The 25,461-nt window shown below is 73.0% G+C and carries 23 protein-coding genes and 1 pseudogene; 13 read left to right on the forward strand and 11 right to left on the reverse strand.

All coding sequences use genetic code 11. The features are described from left to right. Positions 1-339: 339 nt before the first annotated feature. Positions 340-2,082 carry an MFS transporter gene (locus IEZ11_RS00395; RefSeq protein WP_189260478.1) on the reverse strand — a complete coding sequence of 581 codons (1,743 nt, stop codon included), beginning with the start codon at positions 2,080-2,082 and terminating at the stop codon, positions 340-342. 214 nt (positions 2,083-2,296) lie between these two features. On the opposite strand from IEZ11_RS00395, the gene IEZ11_RS00400 reads away from it, so the two are divergent. The 4 genes and pseudogenes from IEZ11_RS00400 to IEZ11_RS00415 all read left to right on the forward strand — a co-directional run bounded on the left by IEZ11_RS00400 (position 2,297) and on the right by IEZ11_RS00415 (position 6,378). Then, positions 2,297-3,496, forward strand: a complete 1,200-nt coding sequence (locus IEZ11_RS00400) for a lipid-transfer protein (protein WP_189260479.1) — start codon at positions 2,297-2,299, stop codon at positions 3,494-3,496. Between the two features lie 64 nt (positions 3,497-3,560). Further along, positions 3,561-5,065: pseudogene (locus IEZ11_RS00405) on the forward strand (MFS transporter). 9 nt (positions 5,066-5,074) lie between these two features. Next, on the forward strand, positions 5,075-5,614 hold the full coding sequence (locus tag IEZ11_RS00410) for a SigE family RNA polymerase sigma factor (RefSeq protein ID WP_189260480.1): 540 nt from the start codon (positions 5,075-5,077) through the stop codon (positions 5,612-5,614). After that, positions 5,614-6,378 (forward strand): hypothetical protein, encoded by a 765-nt coding sequence (locus IEZ11_RS00415; protein ID WP_229712750.1) that lies wholly within the window; start codon positions 5,614-5,616, stop codon positions 6,376-6,378. Before IEZ11_RS00410 ends, IEZ11_RS00415 begins: the two co-directional genes overlap by 1 nt. 21 nt (positions 6,379-6,399) lie before the next feature. Here the strand turns inward: IEZ11_RS00415 and IEZ11_RS00420 are convergent, their stop codons facing one another. Further along, positions 6,400-7,032 carry a response regulator transcription factor gene (locus IEZ11_RS00420; protein WP_189261077.1) on the reverse strand — a complete coding sequence of 211 codons (633 nt, stop codon included), beginning with the start codon at positions 7,030-7,032 and terminating at the stop codon, positions 6,400-6,402. Between the two features lie 258 nt (positions 7,033-7,290). Here IEZ11_RS00420 and IEZ11_RS00425 point away from each other — a divergent pair, with 258 nt between their 5' ends. Then, positions 7,291-8,862, forward strand: coding sequence for an alpha-L-arabinofuranosidase B (locus tag IEZ11_RS00425; protein ID WP_189260481.1), 1,572 nt, complete (start codon positions 7,291-7,293; stop codon positions 8,860-8,862). Here the strand turns inward: IEZ11_RS00425 and IEZ11_RS00430 are convergent. Genes IEZ11_RS00430 through IEZ11_RS00440 form a run of 3 tightly spaced genes read right to left on the reverse strand, consistent with a single transcriptional unit; the run spans position 8,840 to position 11,796 of the window. Beyond that, a complete protein-coding gene (locus tag IEZ11_RS00430) occupies positions 8,840-10,129 on the reverse strand; it encodes a sensor histidine kinase (protein ID WP_189260482.1) in 1,290 nt (429 codons plus the stop codon). The two genes, IEZ11_RS00425 and IEZ11_RS00430, sit on opposite strands and share 23 nt — an antisense overlap. Before the next feature lie 15 nt (positions 10,130-10,144). Then, positions 10,145-10,861 (reverse strand): ABC transporter permease, encoded by a 717-nt coding sequence (locus IEZ11_RS00435; protein WP_189260483.1) that lies wholly within the window; start codon positions 10,859-10,861, stop codon positions 10,145-10,147. Further along, entirely contained in the window at positions 10,861-11,796 is a 936-nt protein-coding gene (locus IEZ11_RS00440) for an ABC transporter ATP-binding protein (protein WP_189260484.1), read from the reverse strand. Before IEZ11_RS00440 ends, IEZ11_RS00435 begins: the two co-directional genes overlap by 1 nt. 369 nt (positions 11,797-12,165) lie before the next feature. On the opposite strand from IEZ11_RS00440, the gene chsH3 reads away from it, so the two are divergent. The 3 genes from chsH3 to IEZ11_RS00455 are packed head-to-tail and all read left to right on the forward strand — an operon-like array spanning position 12,166 to position 15,102. Beyond that, positions 12,166-13,023, forward strand: a complete 858-nt coding sequence (gene chsH3 / locus IEZ11_RS00445; protein WP_189260485.1) for an enoyl-CoA hydratase ChsH3 — start codon at positions 12,166-12,168, stop codon at positions 13,021-13,023. Between the two features lie 37 nt (positions 13,024-13,060). Then, positions 13,061-14,137, forward strand: a complete 1,077-nt coding sequence (locus IEZ11_RS00450) for a Zn-dependent alcohol dehydrogenase (protein WP_189260486.1) — start codon at positions 13,061-13,063, stop codon at positions 14,135-14,137. A 14-nt stretch (positions 14,138-14,151) separates the two neighbouring features. Further along, positions 14,152-15,102: a 3-oxoacyl-ACP reductase gene (locus IEZ11_RS00455; RefSeq protein WP_189260487.1), complete on the forward strand. Its 951-nt coding sequence runs from the start codon at positions 14,152-14,154 to the stop codon at positions 15,100-15,102. 143 nt (positions 15,103-15,245) lie between these two features. Here IEZ11_RS00455 and IEZ11_RS00460 read toward each other — a convergent pair whose 3' ends face one another. Next, the gene (locus tag IEZ11_RS00460; RefSeq protein ID WP_189260488.1) at positions 15,246-15,398 is read right to left on the reverse strand and encodes a hypothetical protein; all 153 of its coding nucleotides are present in this window, start codon (positions 15,396-15,398) and stop codon (positions 15,246-15,248) included. A 95-nt stretch (positions 15,399-15,493) separates the two neighbouring features. Then, entirely contained in the window at positions 15,494-16,762 is a 1,269-nt protein-coding gene (locus tag IEZ11_RS00465; RefSeq protein ID WP_189260489.1) for a hypothetical protein, read from the reverse strand. A 187-nt stretch (positions 16,763-16,949) separates the two neighbouring features. On the opposite strand from IEZ11_RS00465, the gene IEZ11_RS00470 reads away from it, so the two are divergent. The 3 genes from IEZ11_RS00470 to IEZ11_RS00480 are packed head-to-tail and all read left to right on the forward strand — an operon-like array spanning position 16,950 to position 19,847. Continuing rightward, the gene (locus IEZ11_RS00470; RefSeq protein ID WP_189260490.1) at positions 16,950-17,789 is read left to right on the forward strand and encodes a Nif3-like dinuclear metal center hexameric protein; all 840 of its coding nucleotides are present in this window, start codon (positions 16,950-16,952) and stop codon (positions 17,787-17,789) included. Beyond that, a complete protein-coding gene (locus tag IEZ11_RS00475; RefSeq protein WP_189261078.1) occupies positions 17,786-18,529 on the forward strand; it encodes a zinc ribbon domain-containing protein in 744 nt (247 codons plus the stop codon). The genes IEZ11_RS00470 and IEZ11_RS00475 overlap by 4 nt, the downstream gene beginning before the upstream one ends. A gap of 19 nt (positions 18,530-18,548) precedes the next feature. Continuing rightward, entirely contained in the window at positions 18,549-19,847 is a 1,299-nt protein-coding gene (locus IEZ11_RS00480; RefSeq protein WP_189260491.1) for a bifunctional RNase H/acid phosphatase, read from the forward strand. On the opposite strand, the gene eda is transcribed toward IEZ11_RS00480, so the two are convergent. Both eda and yaaA read right to left on the reverse strand, forming a co-directional pair. Next, positions 19,819-20,457, reverse strand: a complete 639-nt coding sequence (gene eda, locus IEZ11_RS00485; RefSeq protein ID WP_189260492.1) for a bifunctional 4-hydroxy-2-oxoglutarate aldolase/2-dehydro-3-deoxy-phosphogluconate aldolase — start codon at positions 20,455-20,457, stop codon at positions 19,819-19,821. The two genes, IEZ11_RS00480 and eda, sit on opposite strands and share 29 nt — an antisense overlap. A gap of 111 nt (positions 20,458-20,568) precedes the next feature. Next, complete coding sequence (gene yaaA / locus IEZ11_RS00490; protein WP_189260493.1) at positions 20,569-21,351, reverse strand: peroxide stress protein YaaA; 783 nt, start codon at positions 21,349-21,351, stop codon at positions 20,569-20,571. 213 nt (positions 21,352-21,564) lie between these two features. Between yaaA and IEZ11_RS00495 the strand changes: the two genes are divergently transcribed. After that, on the forward strand, positions 21,565-23,001 hold the full coding sequence (locus IEZ11_RS00495; RefSeq protein ID WP_189260494.1) for an RNB domain-containing ribonuclease: 1,437 nt from the start codon (positions 21,565-21,567) through the stop codon (positions 22,999-23,001). On the opposite strand, the gene IEZ11_RS00500 is transcribed toward IEZ11_RS00495, so the two are convergent. Then, positions 22,988-23,221 carry a hypothetical protein gene (locus IEZ11_RS00500; protein WP_189260495.1) on the reverse strand — a complete coding sequence of 78 codons (234 nt, stop codon included), beginning with the start codon at positions 23,219-23,221 and terminating at the stop codon, positions 22,988-22,990. The two genes, IEZ11_RS00495 and IEZ11_RS00500, sit on opposite strands and share 14 nt — an antisense overlap. Then, complete coding sequence (locus tag IEZ11_RS00505) at positions 23,218-24,786, reverse strand: FAD-dependent monooxygenase (RefSeq protein WP_229712751.1); 1,569 nt, start codon at positions 24,784-24,786, stop codon at positions 23,218-23,220. Before IEZ11_RS00505 ends, IEZ11_RS00500 begins: the two co-directional genes overlap by 4 nt. A 47-nt stretch (positions 24,787-24,833) precedes the next feature. Here IEZ11_RS00505 and IEZ11_RS00510 point away from each other — a divergent pair, with 47 nt between their 5' ends. Continuing rightward, positions 24,834-25,454 carry a TetR/AcrR family transcriptional regulator gene (locus IEZ11_RS00510; protein ID WP_229712752.1) on the forward strand — a complete coding sequence of 207 codons (621 nt, stop codon included), beginning with the start codon at positions 24,834-24,836 and terminating at the stop codon, positions 25,452-25,454. The last annotated feature ends 7 nt before the right edge of the window (positions 25,455-25,461 follow it).

The following is a 25,461-nucleotide window of genomic DNA, read 5'->3' on the forward strand; positions in this document are numbered from 1 at the left end:
CGACCGGGTGCCCGCGTCCGCGCGTTCGGCCGGTCTGCGGGTCCGCGCGTCCGGTTGGTCTGCGGGTCCGCGCGTTCGGCCGGTCTGCCGGTTCGCGTGCCCGGCGGGTCCACACGTCCGTGCGTCGTTCGCTTTCGTGGCGTGAGATCCCGGGGCTCGGCCGGTGTCGGGCGTCCCGTGCGTCGGTGCGTCGGTGCGTCGGTGCGTCGGTGCGTCGGTGCGGCCGCGCCCGTCTCGCCCCCGCCCGCGGCCGGTACGGCGGTGCCGTGGGCCGTGCCGCGGTGGGCCGTGGGTGCGTGGGCGGGCGCGGTGTTCTCGCGGCCGCTCACGCACCGGGTGTCACGCGCTGACCGTCTCCCCGGGCAGTGCCAGGTCCAGGGCGATGGTGCGGTCGTCCCCGGCGTGGGTGGCCGACGAGGCGAGCGGGCCGTGGCCCGTTGCCTTCGCGGCCAGCACGTACACCCCCTCGGCCGGCACCGCGAGCGCGTACGTGCCGTCCTCCGCGGACAGCGTCGCCCCGGCCTGCCGGCCCCGCCGGTCGATCAGGGTGACCTTGGCGCGGGCCACCGGCACGCCCTGGGCGTCCAGGACACGGCCGCGGAAGCCCCGCAGCGCCTCCTCGGCGTGGGCGAGCGCGACCTCCTCCTCGCTGCTGGCCCGCAGCTGGGTGTGCTGGACCGGCAGGCTCCGCTTCGGCAGGAACACCGCGAGGAGCACACCCACCGCCACCGCGGCCGTCGCGATCAGGAACGAGACCCTGAAGCCGTGCATCGTCGGGACGGCGACGCCGCCCACGTGGTTCGCCGTGTTCGCCAGCACCATGCCGATGACGGCGCTGGAGACGGACGTACCGATGGACCGCATCAGCGTGTTGAGGCCGTTCGCCGCGCCCGTCTCGGACGCCGGGACCGCGCCGACGATCAGGGCCGGCAGGGAGGAGTAGGCGAGGCCGATGCCCGCGCCGAGGACGACCGCGATGACCAGGCTCTGCCAGGCCGCGCTCATCAGGCCGAGGCCGGAGCCGTAGCCGATCGCGATGATCAGCATGCCGAGGATGAGGGTGGTCTTGGGGCCGTACTTGGCGGAGAGCCGGGCGTACACCGGGGCGGTGAACATCATCGTCAGGCCCAGCGGGGCGACCAGCAGGCCCGCGCTGACCATCGACTGGCCGAGGCCGTAGCCGGTGGCCTTCGGGAGCTGCAGCAGCTGCGGCAGGACCAGCGAGACGACGTAGAAGCTGACACCGACCATGATCGAGGCCAGGTTGGTGAGGAGCACCTCGCGGCGGGCGGTGGTGCGCAGGTCCACCAGCGGGGCCGAGTGGCGCAGTTCGAACAGGCCCCACAGGAGAAGGACGGCGACGGAGGCGGCGAACAGGCCGAGCGTGGTGCCCGACGACCAGCCCCAGTCGCTGCCCTTGGTGATGGGCAGCAGGAGCAGCACCAGACCGGCGGACAGGCCCAGCGCGCCGACCACGTCGAAGGAACCCTTCGCGCGCATCGGGGACTCCGGGACGACCAGGAGGGTCAGGGCTATGGAGACCACACCGAGGCCGGCGGCGCCGTAGAACAGGGCGTGCCAGTCCATGTGCTGCGCGACCAGGGCCGCGGCGGGCAGCGCGAGGCCACCGCCGACGCCGATCGAGGAGCTCATCAGGGCCATCGCGGAGCCGAGCTTCTCGCGCGGCAGCATGTCCCGCATCAGACCGATGCCCAGCGGGATCGCGCCCATCGCGAAGCCCTGGAGGGTACGGCCCGCGATCATCGTGAGCAGGTCGCTGGTGAGCGCGCTGACCAGCGCGCCGACCACCATCACGGCGAGGCTCAGGATCAGCATCCGCCGCTTGCCGTAGAGGTCGCCGAGGCGGCCCATGATCGGGGTGGCCACGGCGCCCGACAGCAGCGTCGAGGTCAGGACCCAGGTGGCGTTGCTGGGCTCGGTGCCCAGCAGCTGCGGGAGGTCCTTGATGACCGGAACGAGCAGGGTCTGCATCACCGCGACCACGATGCCCGCGAAGGCGAGGACCGGGACCACGGCCCCGCTCGCGCCCCGGGCGGGCTGGTCGGTCGTCGTGTGCGTCATTGAGTGGGGCCTCCGGGCCGAGAGAGTGACGGGAAGAGCAGGCAGAGAATCGGTACGCGCGCGTCCGCGACGCATAAGTGTCCGGTAAACCTCGTATGCATAGGCAACTATTCCGTTGCTTCGAGCTGCTAACGAATCCTTGACCGTCCCATGGGTTTCTGATCCGCCGTCAGGGTCTGGCCTATTTGTGGAACGTGTTCTAATCTCCCGCGTCATGGCTGCTGTGAAGGCGTATGTCGCCGGGGTCGGGATGACCAGGTTCGAGAAGCCCGAGAGCCGGGACTGGCAGTACTGGGACATGGTCCGGGAGGCCGGCGGCTCAGCACTCGCCGACGCCGGGGTCTCGTACGCCGAGGTGGAACAGGTTCCCGTCGGCTACTGCTTCCAGCCCTCCACCGCCGGCCAGCGCGCCGCCTATGAGCTGGGTCTCACCGGCATCCCCGTCTACAACGTCAACAACAACTGCGCCACCGGAGCGACCGCCCTGATGCTGGCCCGCCAGCTGGTCGAGGGCGGGGCGGCCGACTGCGTCCTGGCCCTCGGCTTCGAGAAGATGAAGCGGGGCGCGCTCGGGAGCGGGGCCGACGGCGGCGACTTCGCGACGTCCCCGGTCGCCCGGCACTACGGCGTCATGGCCGCCCGGCACGGCTTCGAGATGACCCCGCCCACCGCGCAGATCTTCGGCGACGCGGCCCGCGAGCACATGGAGCGGTACGGCACCACGGAGGCGCAGCTCGCCGCCGTGGCGGCCAAGAACCACCGGCACTCGGCCCTCAACCCGTACGCCCAGTTCCAGGACGTGTACGAGGTCGACGACATCCTGGCCGCGCGCACGGTCCACCGCCCGCTCACCAAACTCCAGTGCTCGCCCACCTCCGACGGCGCGGCGGCCGCCGTGGTCGTCTCCGAGCGCTTCGCCGAACGCCGCGGGCTCACCGGCCTGGTCGAGATCGTCGCGCAGGCGATGACGACCGACACCGAGGAGTCCTTCGCGTCGGGCTCGTGCATCGACGTCGTCGGACAGCCGATGTCCCGGGCGGCCGCCCGGCAGGTGTACGACCGCTCCGGCCTCGGCATCGAGGACGTCGACGTCGTCGAACTGCACGACTGCTTCTCCGTCAACGAGCTGCTGACGTACGAGGCCCTCGGCATGTGCGCCGTCGGCGAGTCGGGCAAGCTCGTCGAGTCCGGCGCGACCACGTACGGCGGACGCTGGGTGGTGAACCCCTCCGGCGGGCTCATCTCCAAGGGGCACCCGCTGGGCGCGACCGGTCTCGCCCAGAGCGCCGAACTGGTGTGGCAGCTGCGCGGCGCGGCGGGAGACCGGCAGGTGGCGGGGGCCCGGGTGGGGCTCGCGCACAACATCGGGCTGGGTGGCGCGGCGGTGGTGACGCTCCTGCGACGGGTGGACTAGGGCGTCCGGCCGAGGGCCGGACGGGACGAAAAGCCGATGCAAGGACCGTAACCGGCTTGAGAACATGACGCCCATGCTGGAAGCCGCGGACACCTCACGCATGTCCCGCGGTACCGCGTCCCCCACCTGGCTGGTGGTGTCGCTGGCGTGTGCCGGACAGTTCCTGGTCGTGCTCGACGTGTCCGTGGTGAACGTGGCGCTCCCGTCGATGCGCGCCGACCTGGATCTGAGTTCCTTGCTTTTGCTGGGGGTCCCCCCTCTGGGGGAGGGTGGTGAACGCGTACGCCATCGCCTTCGCCGGGTTCATGCTGCTCGGCGGGCGGGCCGGTGACCTGTACGGCCGCAAGCGGATGTTCCTGGTCGGGCTCGGCCTGTTCACGCTGGCCTCGCTCGGCGGCGGGCTGGCCCAGGACGGCTGGCAGCTGCTGCTCGCCCGCGCCGTGCAGGGTCTCGGCGCGGCGGTGCTGGCGCCCTCGACGCTGACCCTGCTCACGGCGGCCGTGCCGGAGGGGCCGGCCAGGGCGCGGGCGATCGCCACCTGGACGGCGGTCGGCGCAGGCGGCGGCGCGGCCGGCGGCCTGGTCGGCGGGGTGCTGGTGGACGGCCTGTCGTGGCGCTGGGTGCTCCTGACCAACGTGCCGGTGGGCGCGCTGGTCCTCGCCGGGTCCGTGCGGTGGCTGACGGAGAGCCGGACCGGGGACGGCCGGCGGCTCGACCTGCCCGGCGCCCTGCTGGTGACGGCGGGCCTCGGATCCCTGGCGTACGGCATCTCGCAGACCGAGGCGGCCGGCTGGACGGCGGCCCGGACCCTGCTCCGTCGCCGGGCTCGTGCTGCTCGCTCTTTTCCTGTGCGTCGAGGCGCGTACGGCCGCCCCGTTGATGCCGCTGCGGCTGCTGGGCCGGCGGTCGGTGGCGTCGGCCAACGCGGCCATGCTGGTGTCCGGTTCGGCGATGTTCTGCATGTGGTACTTCATGACGCTCTACGCCCAGAACGCCCTCGGCTACACCCCGCTGGAGGCCGGTCTCGCCCTGGTGCCCAGCTCGGTGGCGGTGCTCGTCGGCTCCAAGACGGCGCCCCGGCTGCTGCGGCGGGCGGGGACGCGGACGGTGGCGGTGACCGGCACGCTGGTCGCGGCGGCCGGCTTCGCCTGGCAGTCGACGATGGGCCCGCACGGCGCCTTCGCGACGGCCATCATGTTCCCCGGGATCCTGATGATGCTCGGCGCGGGCCTGGCCGCGACCCCGCTGGCCGCGCTGGCCACGTCCGGGGCGGCGCCGACGGAGGCCGGTCTGCTCTCGGGGCTGGTCAACACCTCGCGCACGATGGGCGGTTCGCTGGGACTCGCGGTGCTGTCGACGATCGCGGCGTCCCGGACCGGCGGGGACGGCGGGGCCGCCGCCCTGACGGCGGGGTACGCCACGGCCTTCCGCGTCGGCACCGGGGTGCTGCTGGCGGGGGCGGTGCTGATGCTGCTGTGGCTGCCGCGCCGGCCGGTCTCCGCGGTCCAGGAGAGTTCTGGTGCGGCGGGCAACGGTCCGGGCGGCTCGGGGACTCCTTCTTACATCTAGGAGGTGCCCATGGGGGAGCGGAAAGACGCTCGGGACGAGGAGTTCCAGAGCTTCATGATCGGCCGCTGGCCGCGGCTGTTGCGTACGGCTTTTCTCCTCACGGGAGAGCAGCACGCCGCCGAGGACCTGGTCCAGACGACGCTGGAGCAGGTCTTCGTGGCCTGGCGCAGGGTCGGCTCGGCCGACGACCCGGAGGCGTACACACGGCGCGTGATGATCAACGCGCATGCGCGCAGGCACCGCAGGAAGCTCAAGGAGTTCCTGGCGCCCAAGGACGACTCGGGCCTGGTGCGCGAGGTGCCGGACACGGGGGACCGGATCGCCCAGGCCGACGACCGCAGCGCCCTGCTCAGGGCGCTCGCCCAGCTGCCGCCGCGGCAGCGGGAGGCGGTGGTGCTGCGCTACTGGGAGGACCTGACGGAGACCCAGACGGCACAGGCGATGGGCTGTTCGGTCGGCACGGTCAAGAGCAACGCGGCCAAGGGGATCGCGAAACTCCGTGCCATACCGGGACTGGCCGACATGGTGACGCAGGGAGGGCGTAACTGATGAGCGCGGACCGGAAGAACCACGACATGACACAGGCAGAGGCGGACATCGCCCTCCTCCTCGCGGACGCCACGGACGGCGTCGAGATCGGCACGGCCCCCGTCCAGGCGGTCCTGCGCGGCGGCCGACGCCGCCGGACCCGCCGGTGGGCGGTGGCGACGGCGACGGCGGTGGTGGTGCTGGCGGGCTCGGCGGGGGCGACACTGGCGGTGACCGGGCTGCCGGGGGAGCACCGGGCTCAGGTCGCGCACCAGGTGAGCGATGTGACGGTGCCCCAGGTGTCGGAGCTGGCGCACGGCACGGACCAGGGCAAGCGCTGGCGGGTCGTGCTCTCCGTCTGGGCGGCGCCGCGGGACCGGGCGGAGGCGGCCGAGCAGCTGAAGGCGATGAGGAAGTTCGGCATCGACGGCGGTGCGCTGCCCCGGCTCGACGAGCTGGTCGGCAAGACGTCGCACTACACGGGCCTGTACTACGGCGACGAGCCGCTGAGGCCCATCATGTTCGACACGGTGACGAAGTGGGAGAAGCTGACCGGGCATGAGCTGGAGTCGGCGGGGGTGCCCCTGACCGAGGAGGACGGCGAGGGTGCGAACCGGCTCGTGGTGGGCATGGTCGCCAGCACCGCCCGGCTGGTCGAGTGCACCTTCGACAACGGCACGAGCCACTTCGCCCGGCCCACCACCGCCGCCGGATCCCCGGTGAGCTGGTACGTCTGCCTGGCGCCCCAGGGGGTCCGGCCCAAGACGGCCGAGGTGGTCAAGTAGCCCGCCGGTCCCCCCTGTGGCTCACAGCCACCCCTGCTGCCGGGCCTCCCGCACCGCCTCCGTGCGGTTGCGGGTGCCGGTCTTGCCGATCGCGGCGGAGAGGTAGTTGCGGACCGTCGACTCCGACAGATGCAGCTTCGCCGCGATGTCGGCGACGGTCGCGCCGTCCACCGACGCCTTCAGCACGTCGCACTCGCGGGCGGTGAGCGGGTTCGGCCCGGCGCTGAGCGCGGCGGTGGCGAGCGCCGGGTCGACCACGGTCTCCCCGGTGAGCACCCGCCGGATCGCCTGGGCCAGTTCCTCCACCGGCCCGTCCTTGACGAGGAACCCGGCCGCCCCGGCCTCCATGGCCCGGCGCAGATAGCCCGGCCGGCCGAAGGTGGTGAGGATCAGCACCCGGCAGTCCGGCGCCTGCTCGCGCAGCTCCGCCGCCGCGTCCAGGCCGCTGATGCCCGGCAGTTCGATGTCGAGGAGGGCCACGTCGGGGCGGTGCACCAGCGCGGCGTCCGTGATCGCGTCGCCCGTCCCGACCTGGGCGACCACCTCGATGTCCGGCTCCATCCCGAGCAGTAAGGCGAGAGCCCCGCGCATCATCCCCTGGTCCTCGGCGAGCAGCACCCTGATGGACTTGGCGGGCCGGTGGTCCCGGGGCATCTCGTTCGCAGGCTCGTACACGGCCCAAGCCTAGCCCCGGGCCTGGCAATTAAAGAGTGGTTATTGTTCCGCGCCGCAGGGCTTGACGGAACTTGACCGTGCTCAAACAATCACCTCTGCAATTCCCGAATGACCGGCGAATGGTCGGTATTTCGACAGCTGAATAGGTTCGGTATTTCGATCGAACAATGTTCGGCATACCGGACAGGACCCGCACCGCCCTACGAGGAACCGAAGAAGAGGTGCATCGTGTTCTCAGTGCCTGTACGAGCCCTGCGCTCCTGTCCGCCGCGCGTCAGGAGAGCCGTACTGTCCGTGCTCGCGGCGTTCGTGACCGTCGCCGCGCTCGTCGTCGGGGCCGGCGCCCCCGAGGCGTCCGCCGCGAGCTCGCTGCCGTGTGACGTCTACGCCGCCGCCGGCACCCCGTGCGTCGCCGCGCACAGCATGGTCCGGGCGCTGTACTCGTCGTACAGCGGCTCCCTCTACCAGGTGCAGCGCGCCTCGGACAGCGCCACGGCCGACATCGGCCTGCTGGCCACCGGAGGCTACGCCAACGCGGCCGCGCAGAACTCCTTCTGCGCCGGTACGACCTGCATCATCACCCGGATCTACGACCAGTCCAGCAAGCACAACGACCTCACCGTCGAGGGCGCGGGCGGGGCCGGCGCGGCCGATGTCGGCGCCCCGGCGGACGCACTGCCGGTGACCGTCGGCGGGCACCAGGTCTACGGCCTGGAGATCTCGGCCGGCATGGGCTACCGGGACAACGCCACCTCGGGAGTCGCCACCAACGGCGCCGCCGAGGGGATGTACATGGTCACCTCCGGCACCCATGTCAACGGCAGCTGCTGCTTCGACTACGGCAACGCCGAGACCAACAACAAGGACACCGGCAACGGCCACATGGACGCCATCAACTTCGGCACCGAGTGCTGGTTCTCGCCCTGCTACGGCTCCGGCCCCTGGGTGCAGGCGGACCTGGAGAACGGGCTGTTCGAGTCCAACCTCGGCTACAGCACCAACTCGTCCAACACCGGCACCGGCGCGATACCCTTCGTCACCGCTTTGCTGAAGAACAACGGCCAGGACCATTTCGCACTGAAATGGGGAAACGCGCAATCCGGCGGTCTCACCACCACATATTCCGGCGGTGAACCCAGCACCAGCAGCGGTTACTCGCCGATGCACCAGGAGGGCGCGATCGTCCTCGGCACCGGCGGAGACAACAGCAACGGCTCCATCGGCTCCTTCTTCGAGGGCGTGATGACGTCCGGCATCCCGACCGACGCCGCCGACGACGCCGTGCAGTCGAACATCGTCTCCGTCGGCTACGGCGGCGCGACCGGCACCACCGGGACCCTCGGCTCCGCCTCGGAGATCTCCCTCCAGGCCACCACGTCCTGCTGCACCACCGACTTCGTCCGCCACCAGAACAACGCCGGCGTGCTGTCCGCCATCACCTCCGGCAGCTCCGCCCTGGACAAGAGCGATGCCACCTGGATCGTCCGCCCCGGCCTCGCGAGCAGCTCCTGCGTCTCCTTCGAGTCGCGCAACTATCCCGGCGACTACCTGCGCCACTACAACTTCAAGATCTACCGGCAGCCCATGGACGGCACCACCACGTACCGACAGGACGCCACGTTCTGTCCGACCACCGGCAAGAGCGGTACGGGCACGTCCTTCGCGTCGTACAACTACCCGACGAAATACCTCCGCCACTACAACTACAACCTCTACATAGCGAGCGACGGCGGGTCCAACGCCTGGGACAGCGCCACGTCCTGGACCGACGACGTGAGCTGGGCCGTCAGCTCGCCGTGGGCGCCGTAGGAGCCGCTGAGGTCAGCAGCTCCAGCGCCTCGGTGGGCAGTTCCGCGGTGACCGTGAAGCCGCCGCGCGGCGCCGGGCCGGCCCTGAGGGAGCCGCCCGCCGCCGCGAGGCGCTCGGTCAGCCCCTTCAGCCCGGTCCCGCCGACGCCCTCCGGACGCGGCCCGTCGGCGGGCCCGGTGGCGGGACCGGCGGCGGCGCCGTTGTCGGCGACGGTGAGGCGGACCCGTTCGGCGTTGCCGTCGACCGTGATCTCGCAGCGGCTCGCGCCGGAGTGCCGTACGACGTTGGTGACCGCCTCCCGCACCACCCAGCCCAGCAGCGCCTCGGTCTGCGGGGCGAGCGGGGCGCCCGAGCGGCCGACCACCGGCTCCACCCCGGCCGCGTCCAGCACCGAGCGGGCCCGGTCCAGTTCGGTGCCGAGGCTGCCCTCGCGGTAGCCGCTGACGGCCTCGCGGATCTCGGTGAGCGCCTGCCGGCCCACCGACTCGATGTCGGTGATCTGGGCGAGCGCCGCGTCCATGTCCCGCGGCGCCAGCCGCCGGGCCGCCTCCGACTTCACCACGATCACCGACATGGTGTGGCCGAGCAGGTCGTGCAGGTCACGGGAGAACCGCAGCCGCTCCTTCTCGACGGCCTGGTGCGCCAACTGCTCGCGGGCCGCGCGCAGTTCCCGTACCGCCTCGGAGAGGCCGAGGATCGCCGCCGTCACCATGGTCGAGATCCAGGTGGCGTACGCGATGTTCAGGCCGCTCCAGCCGTCCCGGGCGGCGGAGACCGCACCGGCGAGCACGGCGACGGCCAGACCGGCCCAGCGCAGCTGCTCGCCCCGCAGCGCCGCGCCCGTCGCCAGGCCCAGCAGCGGGAAGAACAGCAGCCAGCTGCCGCCGTAGCCGCCGCCGAGGCCGCAGGTGACCGCGGCCATCGCGACCAGCGCCACCCGTGTCGAGGGCGCCTGCCGCTTCTCCTTCACGAAGGCGCGGGCCGCCACATAGATGTAGAGGGAGTTGAAGGTGAGCAGTCCCAGGCCGCCGACCCACGGATCGGCGGTCTTGCCCTGGAACAGGTTGGAGAACGCGCCCAGCCCCATCAGCAGCCAGGGCAGCAGGGAGAACGCGGTCGGCGGCGGACCCGGCTGCTCCGGCACCTCGGCGCCGGTCCGGCGCGCCTCCTTCTCCGCGGCCCGGAAGGCCCGCATGTCCGCCTTCCACCGTTCCTGCGCCGCCCGCCAGTCGCGCAGCCGGCAGCGGACTCCTCGCATCCAGTACATCTCTCGCTCCCCCGGTCAGCCGGTCCGTCCGGACCGGCGGTACGACAGCACAGCGTACGAACCGAACGCCAGCAGCCAGAAGGCCAGCACCGCGACCGCCCCGGGCACGGGGGCACGGCCGTCCGCCACCGAGGTGCCGAGCTGGGCGAAGCGGTAGGTGGGCGTGTACACCGAGACCGAGCGCAGCCAGGCGGGGAACAGGGCGACCGGGAACCACAGCCCGCCGAGCACCGCGAGACCGAGGTTGCAGGCCATGTTCGCCACGCCGGTGGTCTGCCCGGTCAGCCGGTAGCCGTTGCCGAGGCCCAGCAGGGTGAACGGCACCGAGCCCAGCCACAGCAGCACCGCGATCGCCGCCCACTGCCAGGCGGCCAGCCGTACGCCGTTGACCAGACCGCCCGCCGCGAGCACCGCCACGATCGCCGGCAGCACCGTCACCGAACCGGTCAGGGCCCGGCCGGCGACGACCTGGCGCGAGGTCATCGGCGTCACCCGCAGCTGCCGCAGCCACCCGATCGCCCGGTCCTCGGCGACCCCGCCCCCGGTGTTCAGCGCGGAGCCGACCGCCCCGTACCCGGCCATCCCGACCATCGCCCCGGTCTTCCAGGTTCCGTCGTCCGCACCGAGGTTGGTGAACAGGAGGTACATCAGCACGGGCATCGCGATCCCGCCGACGACGAATCCGGCGTCCCGCAGGGTACGGCGCACCTCAAGGCGCAGATAGTCCAGCATCACACGGCCTCCGTCGCGGGTGCGGTGAGGGGCGCCGGCTCCGGCTCGGGCGCCGTCAGTGCCAGGAACGCGTCGTCCAGTGACGCCGGGGCCACCTCCAGGCCCCGTATCGCGCCGAGCGCGGCGAGCGCGAGCACCGTGGCGTCCGGGTCGTCGGTGCGCAACCGGGCCCGGTCGCCGCGGACCTCCAGCGAGCGCACCCCGGCCAGCCGCTCCAGGCCGTCCGTCGCACGGCCGGCGAGGTCGACGGCGACCAGGCCGCCGCCGGCCGAGCGCCTGAGCTGCTCACCGGTGCCGTCCGCGACGATCCGGCCGCGGTCGATGACGAGGATCCGGTCGGCGTACCGGTCGGCCTCCTCCAGGTGATGCGTGGAGAACAGCACCGTGTGGCCGCGGCGGGCCAGCCCCCGCATGGAGGCCCAGAACGCGTGCCGTGCCGCCACGTCCAGCGCGGCCGTCGGCTCGTCCAGCACCAGCAGCGCGGGGTTCCCGGCGAGGGCGACGGCGAACCGGACCCGCTGGGTCTGGCCGCCGGACAGCCGGTCCACCCGCCGGTCCGCCAGTTCGGCGATCCCGGCCAGCGCCAGGGCCCGGGCCACCGGCAGCGGCTCCGGATAGCGCCCGGCGACGAAGCCGACCAGCTCGCGCACCGTGACCCGGGGCACGGCCCGCGCCTCCTGGAGCATCGCGCCGACCCGGCCCGCCCGCACCGCCCGCTCCGGCGGCGCCCCGAAGAGCCGGACGCTGCCTTCGTCGGGCTCGGTGAGGCCGAGCAGCAGCGAGATCGTCGTCGACTTGCCCGCTCCGTTGCGGCCGAGGAGGGCGACCGTCTCGCCGCGAGCCACGTTCAGGTCGACACCGTCCACGGCGCGTACCGCGCCGAAGGCCTTGACCGCGCCCGCGAAGGCCACGGCGGCACACTGTGTCTGTGTCATGGGTACGACGCTACGAATCCGGCCCGCCCGCCCGGCAGATCCGCACGTACGGACTTCGACAGGACAAATGTCCCGGGCGTCAGGCGAACTGACACACCGTCAGGAGCCTTCACAAGTCACGGGCGCTGGGCTATACAAGGGGCGCTGGACTGGAACGCGTTCTAGGGAGGGTCCGGCGGATCAGGTCGGCCGCAGGAGACGTCGCCTGCCGGCCGGGCCGAGCGGGATCTGGTGCGGCAGCCGCGCCTGCCAGGGCCCGCGACACCGACGTGATCCGCCGGACACCCCCTGGACCGCCCCGTGGACGACCTCGGTGCGGCCGACGGTGCGGACGGCCGTGCCGAGGTCTTGAGACACCTCAGGAGCCGTATGCCCATCGACGCAGCCAAGGCCCTTGCCGCCGAACCCCGGACCGGGGAGATCAACTGGGAGCGCCGGGACGTCCTGCTCTACCACCTCGGCATCGGCGCGGGCCGACCCGCCACCGACCCCGACGAACTGCGCTACACCCTGGAGACCCGGCTGCACGTGCTGCCCAGCTTCGCCACCGTCGCGGGCGCCGGCTCGCCCGGGGTGATCAGCGGACTGGCCATGCCGGGCATCGACGTCGACCTCGCCAGGGTGCTGCACGGCGGCCAGTCCCTCACCCTGCACCGCCCCATCCCGACCGGGGGTACGGCGACCGCGACCGGCCGGATCGCCGCCGTGTACGACAAGGGCAAGGCGGCCGTGCTGGTGATGCGTACCGAGGTCGCGGACGCCGACGGCCGGCTGTGGACCAACGACGCGCAGATCTTCGTCCGCGGGGAGGGCGGCTGGGGCGGCGACCGCGGCCCCTCGACCCGGGCGGAGCCGCCCACCGGCGAGCCCGACCGGACCGTGGAGCGCCCGGTCCGCGAGGACCAGGCCCTGCTCTACCGCCTCTCCGGCGACTACAACCCGCTGCACGCCGACCCGGACTTCGCCAAGCGCGCCGGCTTCGACCGGCCCATCCTGCACGGGCTGTGCACCTACGGGATCACGCTCAAAGCGGTCGTGGACACGCTGCTCGCCGGGGACGTCGGCCGGGTGCGGTCGTACACGACCCGGTTCGCCGGGGTGGTGTACCCGGGGGAGACGCTCCGGATCCGCATGTGGCGGGGCGACGGACAGGTCCGGGTCGCCGTCAGCGCCGTCGAGCGGGAGGACGCGCCCGTCCTCGCCGACACGATCGTCGAACACTTCTGATCAGTTGGGTAGTTGAGCAGGCGAGGGGAGCCGCACCATGCGCGCAGCCGTACTGCACGAGATCGGCCAGGAGAAGCTGGACGTCCTCGACGACGTCGAGGCGGTGGGATTCGGGCCCGGCAGGGTGCGGATCCGGGTGCGGGCCACGGGGCTGTGCCACTCGGACCTGTCGGCGATGAGCGGGGTGCTGCCGCAGCCGGGCCCGTTCGTGCCGGGCCACGAGGGCGCGGGCGAGGTCCTGGAGGTGGGGGAGGGCGTCACCCGGGTGAAGCCCGGCGACCGGGTGGTCGTGTGCTGGCTCCCGGCCTGCGGGGCGTGTCCCGCCTGCAAGCGCGGCCAGAGCGAGCTGTGTCTGGCCGGTTTCATGAACGCGGGCACCCCCAACTTCCGGCGCTCCGGCGCGGACATCTTCGGCTTCGCGGGCACCGGCACCTTCACCGAGGAGGTCGTGGTCGACGCCGGGTGCGCGGTGCCGATCCCGGACGACGTGCCCTTCGACATCGCCGCGCTGATCGGCTGCGGTGTCACCACCGGGCTCGGCGCCGCCCTCAACACGGCCGACCTGGAGGCCGGTTCGTCGGTCGCCGTGATCGGCTGCGGGGGCGTCGGGATCTCGGCGATCCAGGGCGCGCGGCTCAAGGGCGCGGCCGAGATCGTCGCCGTCGACCCGGTCGAGTCGCGGCGCGAGGCGGCGCTCAGGTTCGGGGCGACGAAGGCGGTCTCGCCGGACGAGCTGCCCGGCGCCAAGCAGGAGGTCACCGCGGGCGAGGGCTTCGACTACGTCTTCGAGGTCGTCGGCAGGTCCGCCACCGCCCGGACCGCGTACGAGAACACCCGGCGCGGCGGCACCCTCGTGATCGTCGGCGCGGGCGCCATGGACGACCACCTCCAGCTCAACATGTTCGAGCTGTTCTTCGACGAGAAGCGGATCCTGCCGTCCATGTACGGCGGCGGGGACGTGGTCCGCTCCTACGAGCGCACCATCGCCCTGTGGCGGGCCGGCCGGATCGACCTGGAGGGCCTGATCACCCACCGGGTGCCGCTGTCGGAGATCAACGAGGCGCTGGACCAGATGCGCACCGGCAGCGCCCTGCGTACCTGCATAGAGATCTGAGGAGGGGCCACCGTATGTCGATGCCGGAGAGGCCGCTCGACGGGCTCAGCGCGATCGTCACCGGCGCGGGCCGGGGCCTGGGCCGTGCCGAGGCGCTGGAACTGGCCCGGCTGGGCGCGGCGGTCGTCGTCAACGACTTCGGACAGCCGGGCCGGGACGGCTCGGGGGCGGCCTCCGCGGCCCCCGCCGAGCAGGTCGCCGAGGAGATCCGGGCGGCGGGCGGCCGGGCGGTCGCCCACACCGGGGACGTCGCCGACTTCGCACAGGCGCGAGACCTTCTCGCACTGACGACAGCCCATTACGGAAAGCTGGACATCCTCGTCAACAACGCCGGCATCCTGCGCGACCGGATGGTCTTCTCCATGACCGAGGACGAGTGGGACTCGGTGATCAGGGTCCACCTCAAGGGCCACTTCAACACCACCCGCTTCGCGGCCGCGCACTGGCGGGACCGGTCGAAGGCGGCGGGCGGCGAGAAGGTCTACGGCCGGATCGTGAACACCTCCTCCGAGGCCTTCCTCGCGGGCTCCGCCGGGCAGCCCAACTACGCGGCCGCGAAGGGCGGCATCGTCGGCCTGACCACCTCCACCGCCCTCGCCCTCGCCAAGTACGGCGTGACCGCCAACGTGATCTGCCCGCGCGCCCGCACCCGGATGACCGAGGACGTCTTCGCCGGGTTCGAGCAGCCCGCCGAGGGACTCGACCCCCTGGCGCCCGAGCATGTCGCCCCGCTCGTCGGCTACCTGGCCGCACCGGCCGCCGAGCGGATCAACGGCCAGCTGTTCGTCGTGCACGGCGGCATGGTCGCGATCGTCGAACGGCCCCGCGTCCAGGCCAGGTTCGACAGCAAGCAGGACACCTTCGGCTACGACGAGCTCGACGCCCTGCTCACCCCGCACTACGCGGACCGGCCGGCGGGGGAGACGTTCGCGGCGGCGGAGGTGCTGGCGCTGAAACGGCAGTAGGCGCAAGGGCGTCAGGCACAGGGACATCAGGCAGCAGGGGAGCAGGGGAGCAGGCTGCAGGGGAGCAGCCAGGAAAGCGGTGGACGGCAAACGACAGCGGCCCCACCCCCGAAAGGGTGAGGCCGCTGTCGTACGTGTCCCCGTCAGGCCGCCGACTCGGCCGGCTCCGGCTTGCGGTGCCGGCCGCTGGGGGCCGTCTCGCTCTCCTGCCCCGAGACATGACCGCGGTGCTTGCCGTGGCCGTCCGTTTCCTGAAGGTCGGCGGACAGCGGCTGGGACGTGCTGGCGTCGCTCATCGGAAGAATTCACCCCGTCAACATGATCTTTCTACAGCGCGCCGAGTTTATCGGGCGTACCGCGGGGCCGATCCAGGCGGGCACGCCGACCGGTGCTAGTTCGTTACAAGCCGGGCCAACGGGGCCTGTTGCAGGGGCACCGGGCGGGCCACCGCAGGCTCCGGAGGATCCGGTTCCGTCGGCTCCCCGGGCGTACCCGACGCCCCGGCAGCCGCGCCGTCATGAACCGGATCCCCCGGGCCCGCGTCCCCCGGCCCCCCGCGCCCCCCGCGCCCCCCGCGCCCCCCGTGCTCCCCCGTCTCCCCCGAGCCCCCCGTCTCCCCCCAGGGCACCGCCACCGCCACCAGCCCGCACGGGACCTCCCCCGTGGCGTACGGCAGCAGCAGCACCCCGTCCTGCGTCCATCTCCCGGCGCCCGCCAACCACCCCTCGGGCGCCGGGAGATGACACATCCTGCGCGCTCTCGGCCGCCAGGCACCCACCCAGCTGCCGAGCGCACCGTCGATCCGCAGCGCCACCCCGCAGCCCTCCGGCACCAGCACCTGCCCGGGTTGCACGGCGAACGGCGTCACCACGCAGTCCGGGCACTCCGGCACCCGCAGGCTCTCCGGGAAGCGCACCGGCAGCGTGCTGCCGAGGACCCCCCAGCCCAATCGTTCCTGCCCGGGGCTGGGCGCGTCCGAGCCGACCAGGATCAGCCCGCTGTCCGGGTCGGCGAGCAGCAGCCGGTCGTCGCTCTCCGCCGCGATCTGGAGCAGCGGCGACACCTCGCCGGCGCGCTCCAGATCGACCACGACCGCCTTGGTCCGGCCACCCAGCTCCCGGTCCAGGGCCAGCATCCGCCCGGCCCGGTCCAGCCAGACCCCGCCCGAGCAGCGCCCCGGCACCACCGCGAGCCGCTCCGGCCCGAAGGCACCGCCCGCCACCAGCCAGACGGTGGAGGAACGCGGCCCCACGGCGAGCGCGTACGCCCGCACACCCCCCGGCGCCGGCGGCAGCAGCCGTAGCGAGGCACCCCCGTCCGGCCCGTCCGGGCACTCCAGTGCGCCCAGCGGCAGCTCACCGGTGCCCGGTCCGGTCGGGTACAGCAGGGCGAAGTGGTGCCGTCCGTCCACCAGCCGGCGGATGAGCACCCGCCCGTCGCCCATCGGCTGCACCTCCGTGCCCGGCTCCTCCGGCTGGTTGCCGGGGAGCGGGACGGCGTACGGCTCGGGGCCGTCCAGCGTCCACCGCTCCGGGAAGCAGGAACCATCCTGCTGAGCCAGCCGGGCCGCGTACGCCCCGTCCACCGTGATGGTGCAGCCCGCCCCCGGCGCGCTGTCTTCCTCGTCCGAGGCCGAGGGTTCGATCGCACAGGCCGTCATCGTTCGGTCACCTCCGGCCACGAAGCTAGTTTTCGCACGCACAGGCGGGGGAGCGGCCGACGGGGGCTTCACACATACGGGTGCACACTCGGCGATTCGCCTGAGGAAACGGGGGCAGGTGTGCTGAGCGTGGCTTCCCGCGGGCGAGCAGGTACGGCCCCGCGGAACAGGCAGGTAGCCTTTCCCCGTGCCCCGTCTGTCAGAAGTCATCGCCGCGCTGGACAACCTGTGGCCCGCCGAGCGGGCCGAGTCCTGGGACGCGGTCGGTACGGTCGTGGGCGACCCCGACCAGGAGGTCACGCGGGTCCTCTTCGCCGTCGACCCGGTCCGGCAGATCGTCGACGAGGCGGTGAAGCTCGGTGCCGACCTGCTGGTCACCCACCACCCGCTCTACCTGCGCGGTACGACGACGGTCGCGGCCTCCCACTTCAAGGGCCGGGTCGTGCACACCCTGATCAAGAACGACATCGCGCTGCACGTCGCCCACACCAACGCCGACACCGCCGACCCGGGCGTCTCCGACGCGCTGGCCGGCGCCCTGGACCTGCGCGTCGCACGCCCCCTGGTCCCGGACCCGACCGACCCGGAGGGCCGCCGGGGCCTGGGCCGGATCTGCGAACTGGACCACCCGGTCACCGTCCGCGAGCTCGCCGACCGGGCCGCCGCCCGCCTGCCCGCCACCGCGCAGGGCATCCGCGTCGCCGGCGACCCCGAGGCCCTCGTCCGCACGGTCGCCGTCAGCGGCGGCTCCGGCGACAGCCTCTTCGACGTCGTACGCGCCGCCGGCGTGGACGCCTTCCTCACCGCCGACCTGCGCCACCACCCGGCGTCGGAAGCGGTCGCCCACAGCCCCCTCGCGCTGCTCGACGCGGCGCACTGGGCCACCGAATGGCCCTGGTGCGAGCTGGCCGCCAGCCAGCTCGACGAAATCTCCGACCGCCACGGCTGGGATCTGCGCGTGCACGTCTCCAAGACGGTCACCGACCCCTGGACCAGCCACTCACCGTCCCTTGGAGCCCCCAACTGAACGCAGCGCCCGCCGACCAGATCCGACTCCTCGACGTCCAGGCCCTGGACGTACGCCTCCAGCAGCTGGCGCACAAGCGGAAGTCGCTGCCCGAGCACGCCGAGATCGAGTCGCTGACCAAGGACCTCACCCAGCTGCGCGACCTGCTCGTGGCCGGGCAGACCGAGGAGAGCGACACCGCCCGCGAGCAGACCAAGGCCGAGCAGGACGTGGACCAGGTGCGCCAGCGCGCCGCCCGCGACCAGCAGCGCCTGGACTCCGGCGCGGTCACCTCCCCGAAGGACCTGGAGAACCTCCAGAAGGAGATCGTCTCCCTCGCCAAGCGCCAGGGCGATCTGGAGGACGTCGTCCTGGAGGTCATGGAGCGCCGCGAGTCCGTGCAGGAGCGGGTCGCCGAGCTGACCGAGCGGGTCGGCGCGGTCCAGGGCCGGATCGACGAGGCCACCGGCCGCCGGAACGCCGCGTCCGAGGAGATCGACGCCGAGACGGCGACCGTGACCAAGGAGCGCGCGGTCGTCGCGGGCTCGGTCCCGGCGGACCTCCTCAAGCTCTACGACAAGCTGCGCGAGCAGCAGGGCGGTATCGGCGCGGCCAAGCTGTACGCCCGCACCTGCCAGGGCTGCCGCCAGGAACTCGCCATCACCGAGCTGGCCGAGGTCCGCAAGGCCGCGCCCGACACCGTGGTCCGCTGCGAGAACTGCCGCCGCATCCTGGTGCGCACCAGCGACTCGGGTCTGTAGGAACTCTTAAGGGGCGTACGTGGCAAGGGAGTTCATCGTCGAGGCGGACGGCGGTTCCCGGGGCAACCCGGGGCCGGCCGGCTACGGCGCGGTGGTCGTCGACGCGGCGACCGGCGAGACGCTGACGGAGGCGGCCGAGTACCTCGGCGTCGTCACCAACAACGTCGCCGAGTACCGCGGCCTGCTGGCGGGCCTGCGCGCGGCGCACGACCTGGACCCGGCCGCCGTGGTCCACGTCCGCATGGACTCCAAGCTGGTCGTCGAGCAGATGTCCGGCCGCTGGAAGATCAAACACCCCGACTTGAAGCCGCTCGCGATGGAGGCGGGCCGCGTCTTCCCCGCGGACCAGGTCACCTACGAGTGGATTCCCCGCGCCGAGAACAAGCACGCGGACCGCCTGGCGAACGAGGCGATGGACGCGGGCAAGCGGGGCGAGCAGTGGTCGGCATCGGCGTCGACGGCTGAGCTGGACGCGGGCGGCACGGACGCGAAGTTGTCGCCGACGGCGGGGACAGCGCCCCGTGAGGGGCGCGGGGCTGAGACATTTGCGGCTCCGCCGCGTGGGCGCGACCAGCCCCCACGCACCGGCACTGTGACGACTGCCGAAGCACCCCACGTCGACTCCCGCGCCGCGCGCAACGTGGCGACAGCGGCCAAGCCCACCGTCGGCTGGGCCTCGTCGCCAGACATGGGCGCCCCCGCAACCTTCGTCCTCCTCCGCCACGGCGAGACCCCCCTCACCCCCCAGAAACGCTTCTCCGGCAGCGGCGGCACCGACCCGGAACTCTCTCCCGTCGGCCTGGAGCAGGCGCAGCGCGCCGCCGAGGCGCTCGCCCGCCGCGGCACGATCGAGACGATCCTCGCCTCCCCGCTCACCCGCACCCGGCAGACCGCCGCGGCCGTCGCCGAGCGCCTCGGCCTCGACGTCACGATCGAGGAGGGCATCAAGGAGACGGACTTCGGCGCCTGGGAGGGACTCACCTTCGGCGAGGTCCGCGAGCGCCACCCCGACGACCTGACCACCTGGCTGGCCGACCAGTCGGCCCGTCCCACCGGCGGCGGCGAGAGCTTCGCCGAGACGGCCGCCCGGATCGCCGCCACCCGCGACAGGCTGGTCGCGGCCTACGCGGGCCGCACGGTCCTGCTCGTCACGCACGTCACGCCGATCAAGACGTTCGTGCAACTCGCCCTCGGCGCCCCGCTCCAGTCCCTGTTCCGGATGGAACTGTCGGCGGCCTCGCTCTCCGCGGTGGCGTACTACGCGGACGGCAACGCGAGCGTACGGCTCTTCAACGACACGTCCCACCTGCGTCCCTGAGCGCCGCCGCGGTCCGGGCCAGTTCCCGGACCCGGGCCCAGTCCCCGGCGGCGAGAGCGTCCGCCGGGACCATCCAGGTGCCGCCCACGCAGCCGACGTTGGGAAGGGCGAGGTACTCCGGCGCGTTCTGCGGGCCGATCCCGCCCGTCGGGCAGAAACGGGCCTGCGGCAGCGGACCGGCGAGCGACCTGAGATACGCCGTGCCGCCCGCCGCCTGCGCCGGGAAGAACTTCATCTCCCGCACCCCGCGTTCGAGCAGCGCCACCACCTCCGAGGCGGTCGACACCCCCGGCAGGTACGGCACCCCGGACGCGCTCATCGCCGTCAGCAGCCCGTCCGTCCACCCGGGACTGACCAGGAACCGCGCCCCCGCCGCGACGCACTGCGTCACCTGCGCGGGCGTGAGGACCGTACCGGCACCGACCACCGCCTCCGGGACCGCGTCGGCGATCGCCCGGACGGCGTCCAGCGCGGCCGGCGTCCGCAGGGTCACCTCGATGACGGGCAGCCCGCCGTCCACCAGCGCCCGCGCCAGCGGCACGGCAGCGGCGGCGTCCTCGACGACGACCACGGGGACGACGGGCGCGAGGTCCAGCACGGAGGAGGGCATGGCGCCATCCTGCCGAGGTGATGCAGGGTGCGCAAAGGCTGTTGCACACGTTGCAACGCGCCCGTCCGTGCCGCACTTCAGCGCACGTCAGCGCGCACGTCAGCGCGTACGTCAGTGCACCTCGGTCACCAGCACATCCAGCGCCCACGCCTGCCCCGCCCTGGCGGGTGCCTCGGCCTCCACCTCGTACCCCAGCTCCCGCAGCGCCTCCACCAGCTCGCCCGGACCGGCCGGCGAGATCCCGGCGGTCAGCAGAGCGCGCACCATCCGCCCCTTCGTCGCCTTGTTGAAGTGGCTGACCACCTTGCGCGTCGGCGCGTGCAGCACCCGCACGGTCGCCGTCCGCGAGGCCACCTCGCCCTTCGGCTTCCAGGCGGCCGCGTACGCCGCCGACCGCAGGTCCAGCACCAGCCCCGTCCCGGCCGCCGCCGGCAGCGCCTCGGCCATCGGCCCGCGCCAGTGCGCGCCGAGCGCGCCGAGACCCGGCAGCTTCACCCCCATCGAGCAGCGGTACGACGGGATCCGGTCCGTCACCCGGACCGCACCCCACAGCCCCGAGAAGACCAGCAGCGACCGCGCGGCCCGCTTCTTCGCGGCCGCGTCCAGGGAGGCCAGGCCCAGGGCGTCGTACAGCACCCCGGTGTAGATCTCCCCGGCCGGCCGGGCGCCCGCCGTCCGCAGCGCCGTGTTCTTCGCGACCTCGCCGCGCAGCCCCTCGCTCAGCCCGAGCACCTCGCGGGCCTTCTCCTCGTCACCGGAGCACAGGTCGACCAACTCGGCGAGCACGGCCTCGCGCGCCGCCGCGAGCCCCGGCAGGGACAGCGACTCCGGCTTCAGCGGGGCACCACGGCCCGAGGACGCCTTGCCCTCCGAGGGCGGCAGCAGGACCAGCACAGGTACTCCTCTTCACCAACGACGTTCACCAATGGCGTTCACCGACGACGGTCACGACGACGTTCACCGACGAGGTTCACCGGTGGCGCCGGTGGCGCCACCAAGGGCGTTCTCGTTCGGCCTTCCCGTTCGGCGTTCTCGTTCGGCGTTCGTCGGCAACGCCTCGCGCCAGCGTAAGGCGCCGGACCGGCGTCCTGTGACTACGCTCGTCCTATGCCCCGCCGCCACATCCGCGTCAAGGGTGCCCCCGAGGCCCCCCTCCGGGCCGCACTCGCCGCGCTCCGGACCGACCTGCACATCCCCGAGAGCTTCCCGCCCGAGGTCCTCGCGGAGGCCGAGGGCGTCGCCAGGTTCCCGGCCGTGCCCGGCCACGACGCGACCGACATCCCCTTCTTCACGGTCGACCCGCCCACCGCCGAGGACCTCGACCAGGCGATGCACCTGTCCCGGCACGACGGCGGCTACCGCGTCCGGTACGCCATCGCCGACGTCGCCGCCTTCGTCGTACCCGGCGGCGCGCTGGACTCCGAGGCGCACCACCGGGTGAACACCCTCTACTTCCCCGACGAGAGGGTCCCGCTGCACCCCGCCGTGCTCAGCGAGGGCGCGGCCAGCCTGCTCCCCGGCCAGACCTGCCCGGCCGTCCTGTGGACCATCGACCTGGACGGGGACGGACGGACCGTGGCCGCGGACGTCCGCCGGGCCCTCGTCCGCAGCCGGGCCAAGCTCGACTACGCGGGCGTGCAGAAACGGATCGACGAGGGCACCGCGGAGGAGCCCGTCGCGCTGCTCAGGGAGATCGGCGAGGCCCGCGAACGCCTTGAGGTGGAGCGCGGCGGCATCTCCCTCAACGTGCCGGAGCAGGAGATCGTCGAGTACGACCACACCTACGAGCTCAGCTACCGCGCCCCGTTGCCCGCCGACGCCTGGAACGCCCAGATCTCCCTGCTCACCGGCATGGCGGCGGCCGATCTGATGCTGGCCCACGGCACCGGCGTGCTGCGCACCCTGCCGGTCGCCCCCGACGGCGCGGTGGCCCGCCTGCGCCGTACCGCGCACGCCCTGCGCATCGAGTGGCCGCACCACGTCTCGTACGCCGCACTGATCCGTTCCCTGAACCCGCACCGGCCCCGGCACGCGGCCTTCCTCCAGGAGTGCACCACGCTGCTGCGCGGCGCCGGTTACACGGTGTTCCGCGACGGTGCCCTCCCTTCGGTCACCACCCACGCGGCCGTCGCCGCCCCCTACGCCCACTGCACGGCGCCGCTGCGCCGCCTCGCCGACCGCTACGCCTCGGAACTGTGCCTGGCGGCGGCCGCCGGCGAGGCCCCGCCCGACTGGGTGCTCATGGCGCTGGACACGCTCCCCAAACAGATGGCCGAGGGCGCGCGACGAGCCGGCACGGTGGAGCGGGAGTGCGTCGACATCGTCGAGGCGGCGCTGCTCAAGGACCGGGTCGGGGAGGTCTTCGACGGGTGCGTGGTGGAGGTCGAGGCCCGCCGGCCGACCGTGGGGAAGGTGCTGTTGCAGCAGCCCGCGGTCATAGGCCGGATCGAGGCCGGCGCCCCCCTCCCACTGGGCGAACGGCTGCCGGTCCGGTTGACCGAGGCCGACCCGGGGACGGCGAAGGTACGCTTCACGCCCGCGTGAGCCGCCGTGCATCGAGCCGCCGTGCATCGAGCTGTCGTGCTTCGAGCCGCCCTACGCGTCCGGTGGCGCCGTCGGCGTGGCAGCGGCCGACGCCCGCCTCCCGTCGCCGACCCAGCGGGCTGAAGTGGGCGATGCGCGCGGCGAGTTCGGGAGTCACCGAGGTCTGCGAGCCGAAGCCGCGCGCCCCCGCGGCAGGATCGAACGGCGGTGTGCCGGTCACACGGCGACGAACCAGCGGTCCAGGGTCTCCTCCAGTCCCTCCCCGCCGTCGCCCTGGCCCGCGGCCCAGGCCACGAACCCGTCGGGCCGGACCAGGAGACCGGTCAGTTCCGGCCGCCCCGGGCAGGCCGCGGTGACGATGTCCACCCGGTCGCCGTACCCCTCCGCGCGGGCGCGCAGTTTCGGGTCGTCGGCGAGGTCGAGGAGCACGGCACGGCCGTCGTGCAGGTGGTCGCCGAGCCTGCTGCCGTCGGCGAGTTCCAGGTCCGGGGCGCTGCGCCCGGTCAGCGGGTGGTCGCCGGGGAGGTCGTAGTGCTGCCAGACACCGGAGATCTGCTTGACGAGATACGTCGTCCCGGCCGACGTCAGCGCGAGATCGGTGACCACCCGGCGCAGGGCGCGGGCGTGCCGGTCGGGGCGCATCACGGCGATCTGGGCGCGGGTCCAGTCGAGCACCCAGGCGCCGATCGGGTGCCGTTCCGCGGTGTAGGTGTCGAGCAGGGTCTCGGGCGCCGTCCCGCGCACCACGGCGGCGAGCTTCCAGCCGAGGTTCATGGCGTCGCCGAGCCCGAGGTTGAGCCCCTGCCCGCCGAACGGCGAGTGCACGTGCGCCGCGTCCCCGGCGAGCAGCACCCGGCCCCTGCGATAGCCGCTCGCCTGCCGGGCGTTGTCGGTGAACCGGGTCGAGGAGTGCACCGCGTGGACGGTCACCTCGGCCACCCCCGACACCCGGCGCAGCGCGGCTTGCAGGTCCTCGGCGGTGACGGGCGCGGCGCGGTCGGCGGGCGGCCCGTCGAACTCGACGGTGAGGATCCGGCCGGGGAAGGGCCCGTTGACGTACGTCCCCACGTCGGTGGTGTTCCAGCCGACCCCCAGCCGCTCGCCCCCGCTCATCTCGACGACCGCCTGATAACCGGTGATCTCCGGCTCGGTCCCCGGGAAGTCGAACCCGGCGAGCTTGCGGACGGTGCTCCGCCCGCCGTCGCACCCCACGAGCCACCCGGTCCGGACGGTGTGGTCACTGCCGAGGCGTACGAGCACCCCCGCGTCGTCGGCGTCGAAGCCGGTCAGCTCCACGCCCCGGCGGACCTCGACACCGAGCCGCTCGGCGCGGGCGCCCAGGATCCGCTCCAGCTCCACCTGCGGGACACCGAGGCCGACGCCGTCGGCGGGGCCGATGTCGGTGAACGCCGGGTCGGAGTCGTCGAACAGGTCACCGCGCATCATGATCCCGGCGAAGTGCCCGGCGAACTTGGGGGGAGTCCGGGGCGCGTCGGCCCCCTGCTCCCGCTTCTGGTCCCCGAGGAAGGCCCGCATCCGCCACCGGTTCCGCTCCCAGGCCGCCGCGAGGTCGGGCAGCAGCCCGCGCCGGTAGAGGGTCACCGCGCCCGCCGTGTTGATCCCGCCCGCCTTGATGGTCTCGTCCACCTCGGCGAGCCGCTCCACGACCAGCACATCCGCGCCGCCGAGCCGCAGCTCGCAGGCGAGGAAGAGCCCGACGGGCCCGCCCCCGGCCACCACCACGTCGTAGTCGTTCTTCTGTGCAGTCTTCATGCTTGCGTTCATGGCTTCACTGTAGTCACTAAAACTTTCGAGCGGCTATAGTTTTCCGTGTGATCGATGAAAACAGGCCAGGGGAGTCCCTGCGGGAGCGCAAGAAGCGGGAGACGCGGCAGCGGATCTCGAACGTCGCGACGGTGATGTTCCGGGAGCGCGGCTTCGACCAGGTGACGGTCGCGGAGGTCGCGCGGGCGGCGGGGGTGTCGGCGATGACCGTCTTCAACTACTTCCCGCGCAAGGAGGACCTGTTCCTCGACCGCATCCCGGAGGCCGTCGCGGCCTTCGCCGGCGCGGTGCGGGACCGTGCGCCCGGCGAGCCCCCGCTGGCGGCGCTGCGCCGGCTGGCCTTCCGGTTCATCGACGCCCGGCATCCGCTGGGCGGTGTGGGCGAGAACTTCGGGGGTTTCTGGCCGGTCGTCGCGGACTCGGCGGCGCTGCGGGCCCGGGCCCGTGAGGCCGTCGAGGAGGTGGAGCGGGCGCTGGCCGCCGCGCTGGCCGAGGCCGGACTCGCCGACCCGGAACTCATGGCGGCCGTGACCGTCGCCGCGTACCGCTCGGTGTGTGTCGCTTCCGTGCGCCGCCAGCTGGCGGGCGACCGGTTCGCGGAGATCGTCGAGGACCACCGGGAGCGGATGGGGGCGGCGTTCGATGCGCTGGAGCGAATGGCGCGGTGACCGCGGC

Origin of the sequence: Streptomyces fuscichromogenes (genome assembly GCF_014645815.1) — a bacterium.
GTDB lineage: Bacteria > Actinomycetota > Actinomycetes > Streptomycetales > Streptomycetaceae > Streptomyces > Streptomyces fuscichromogenes.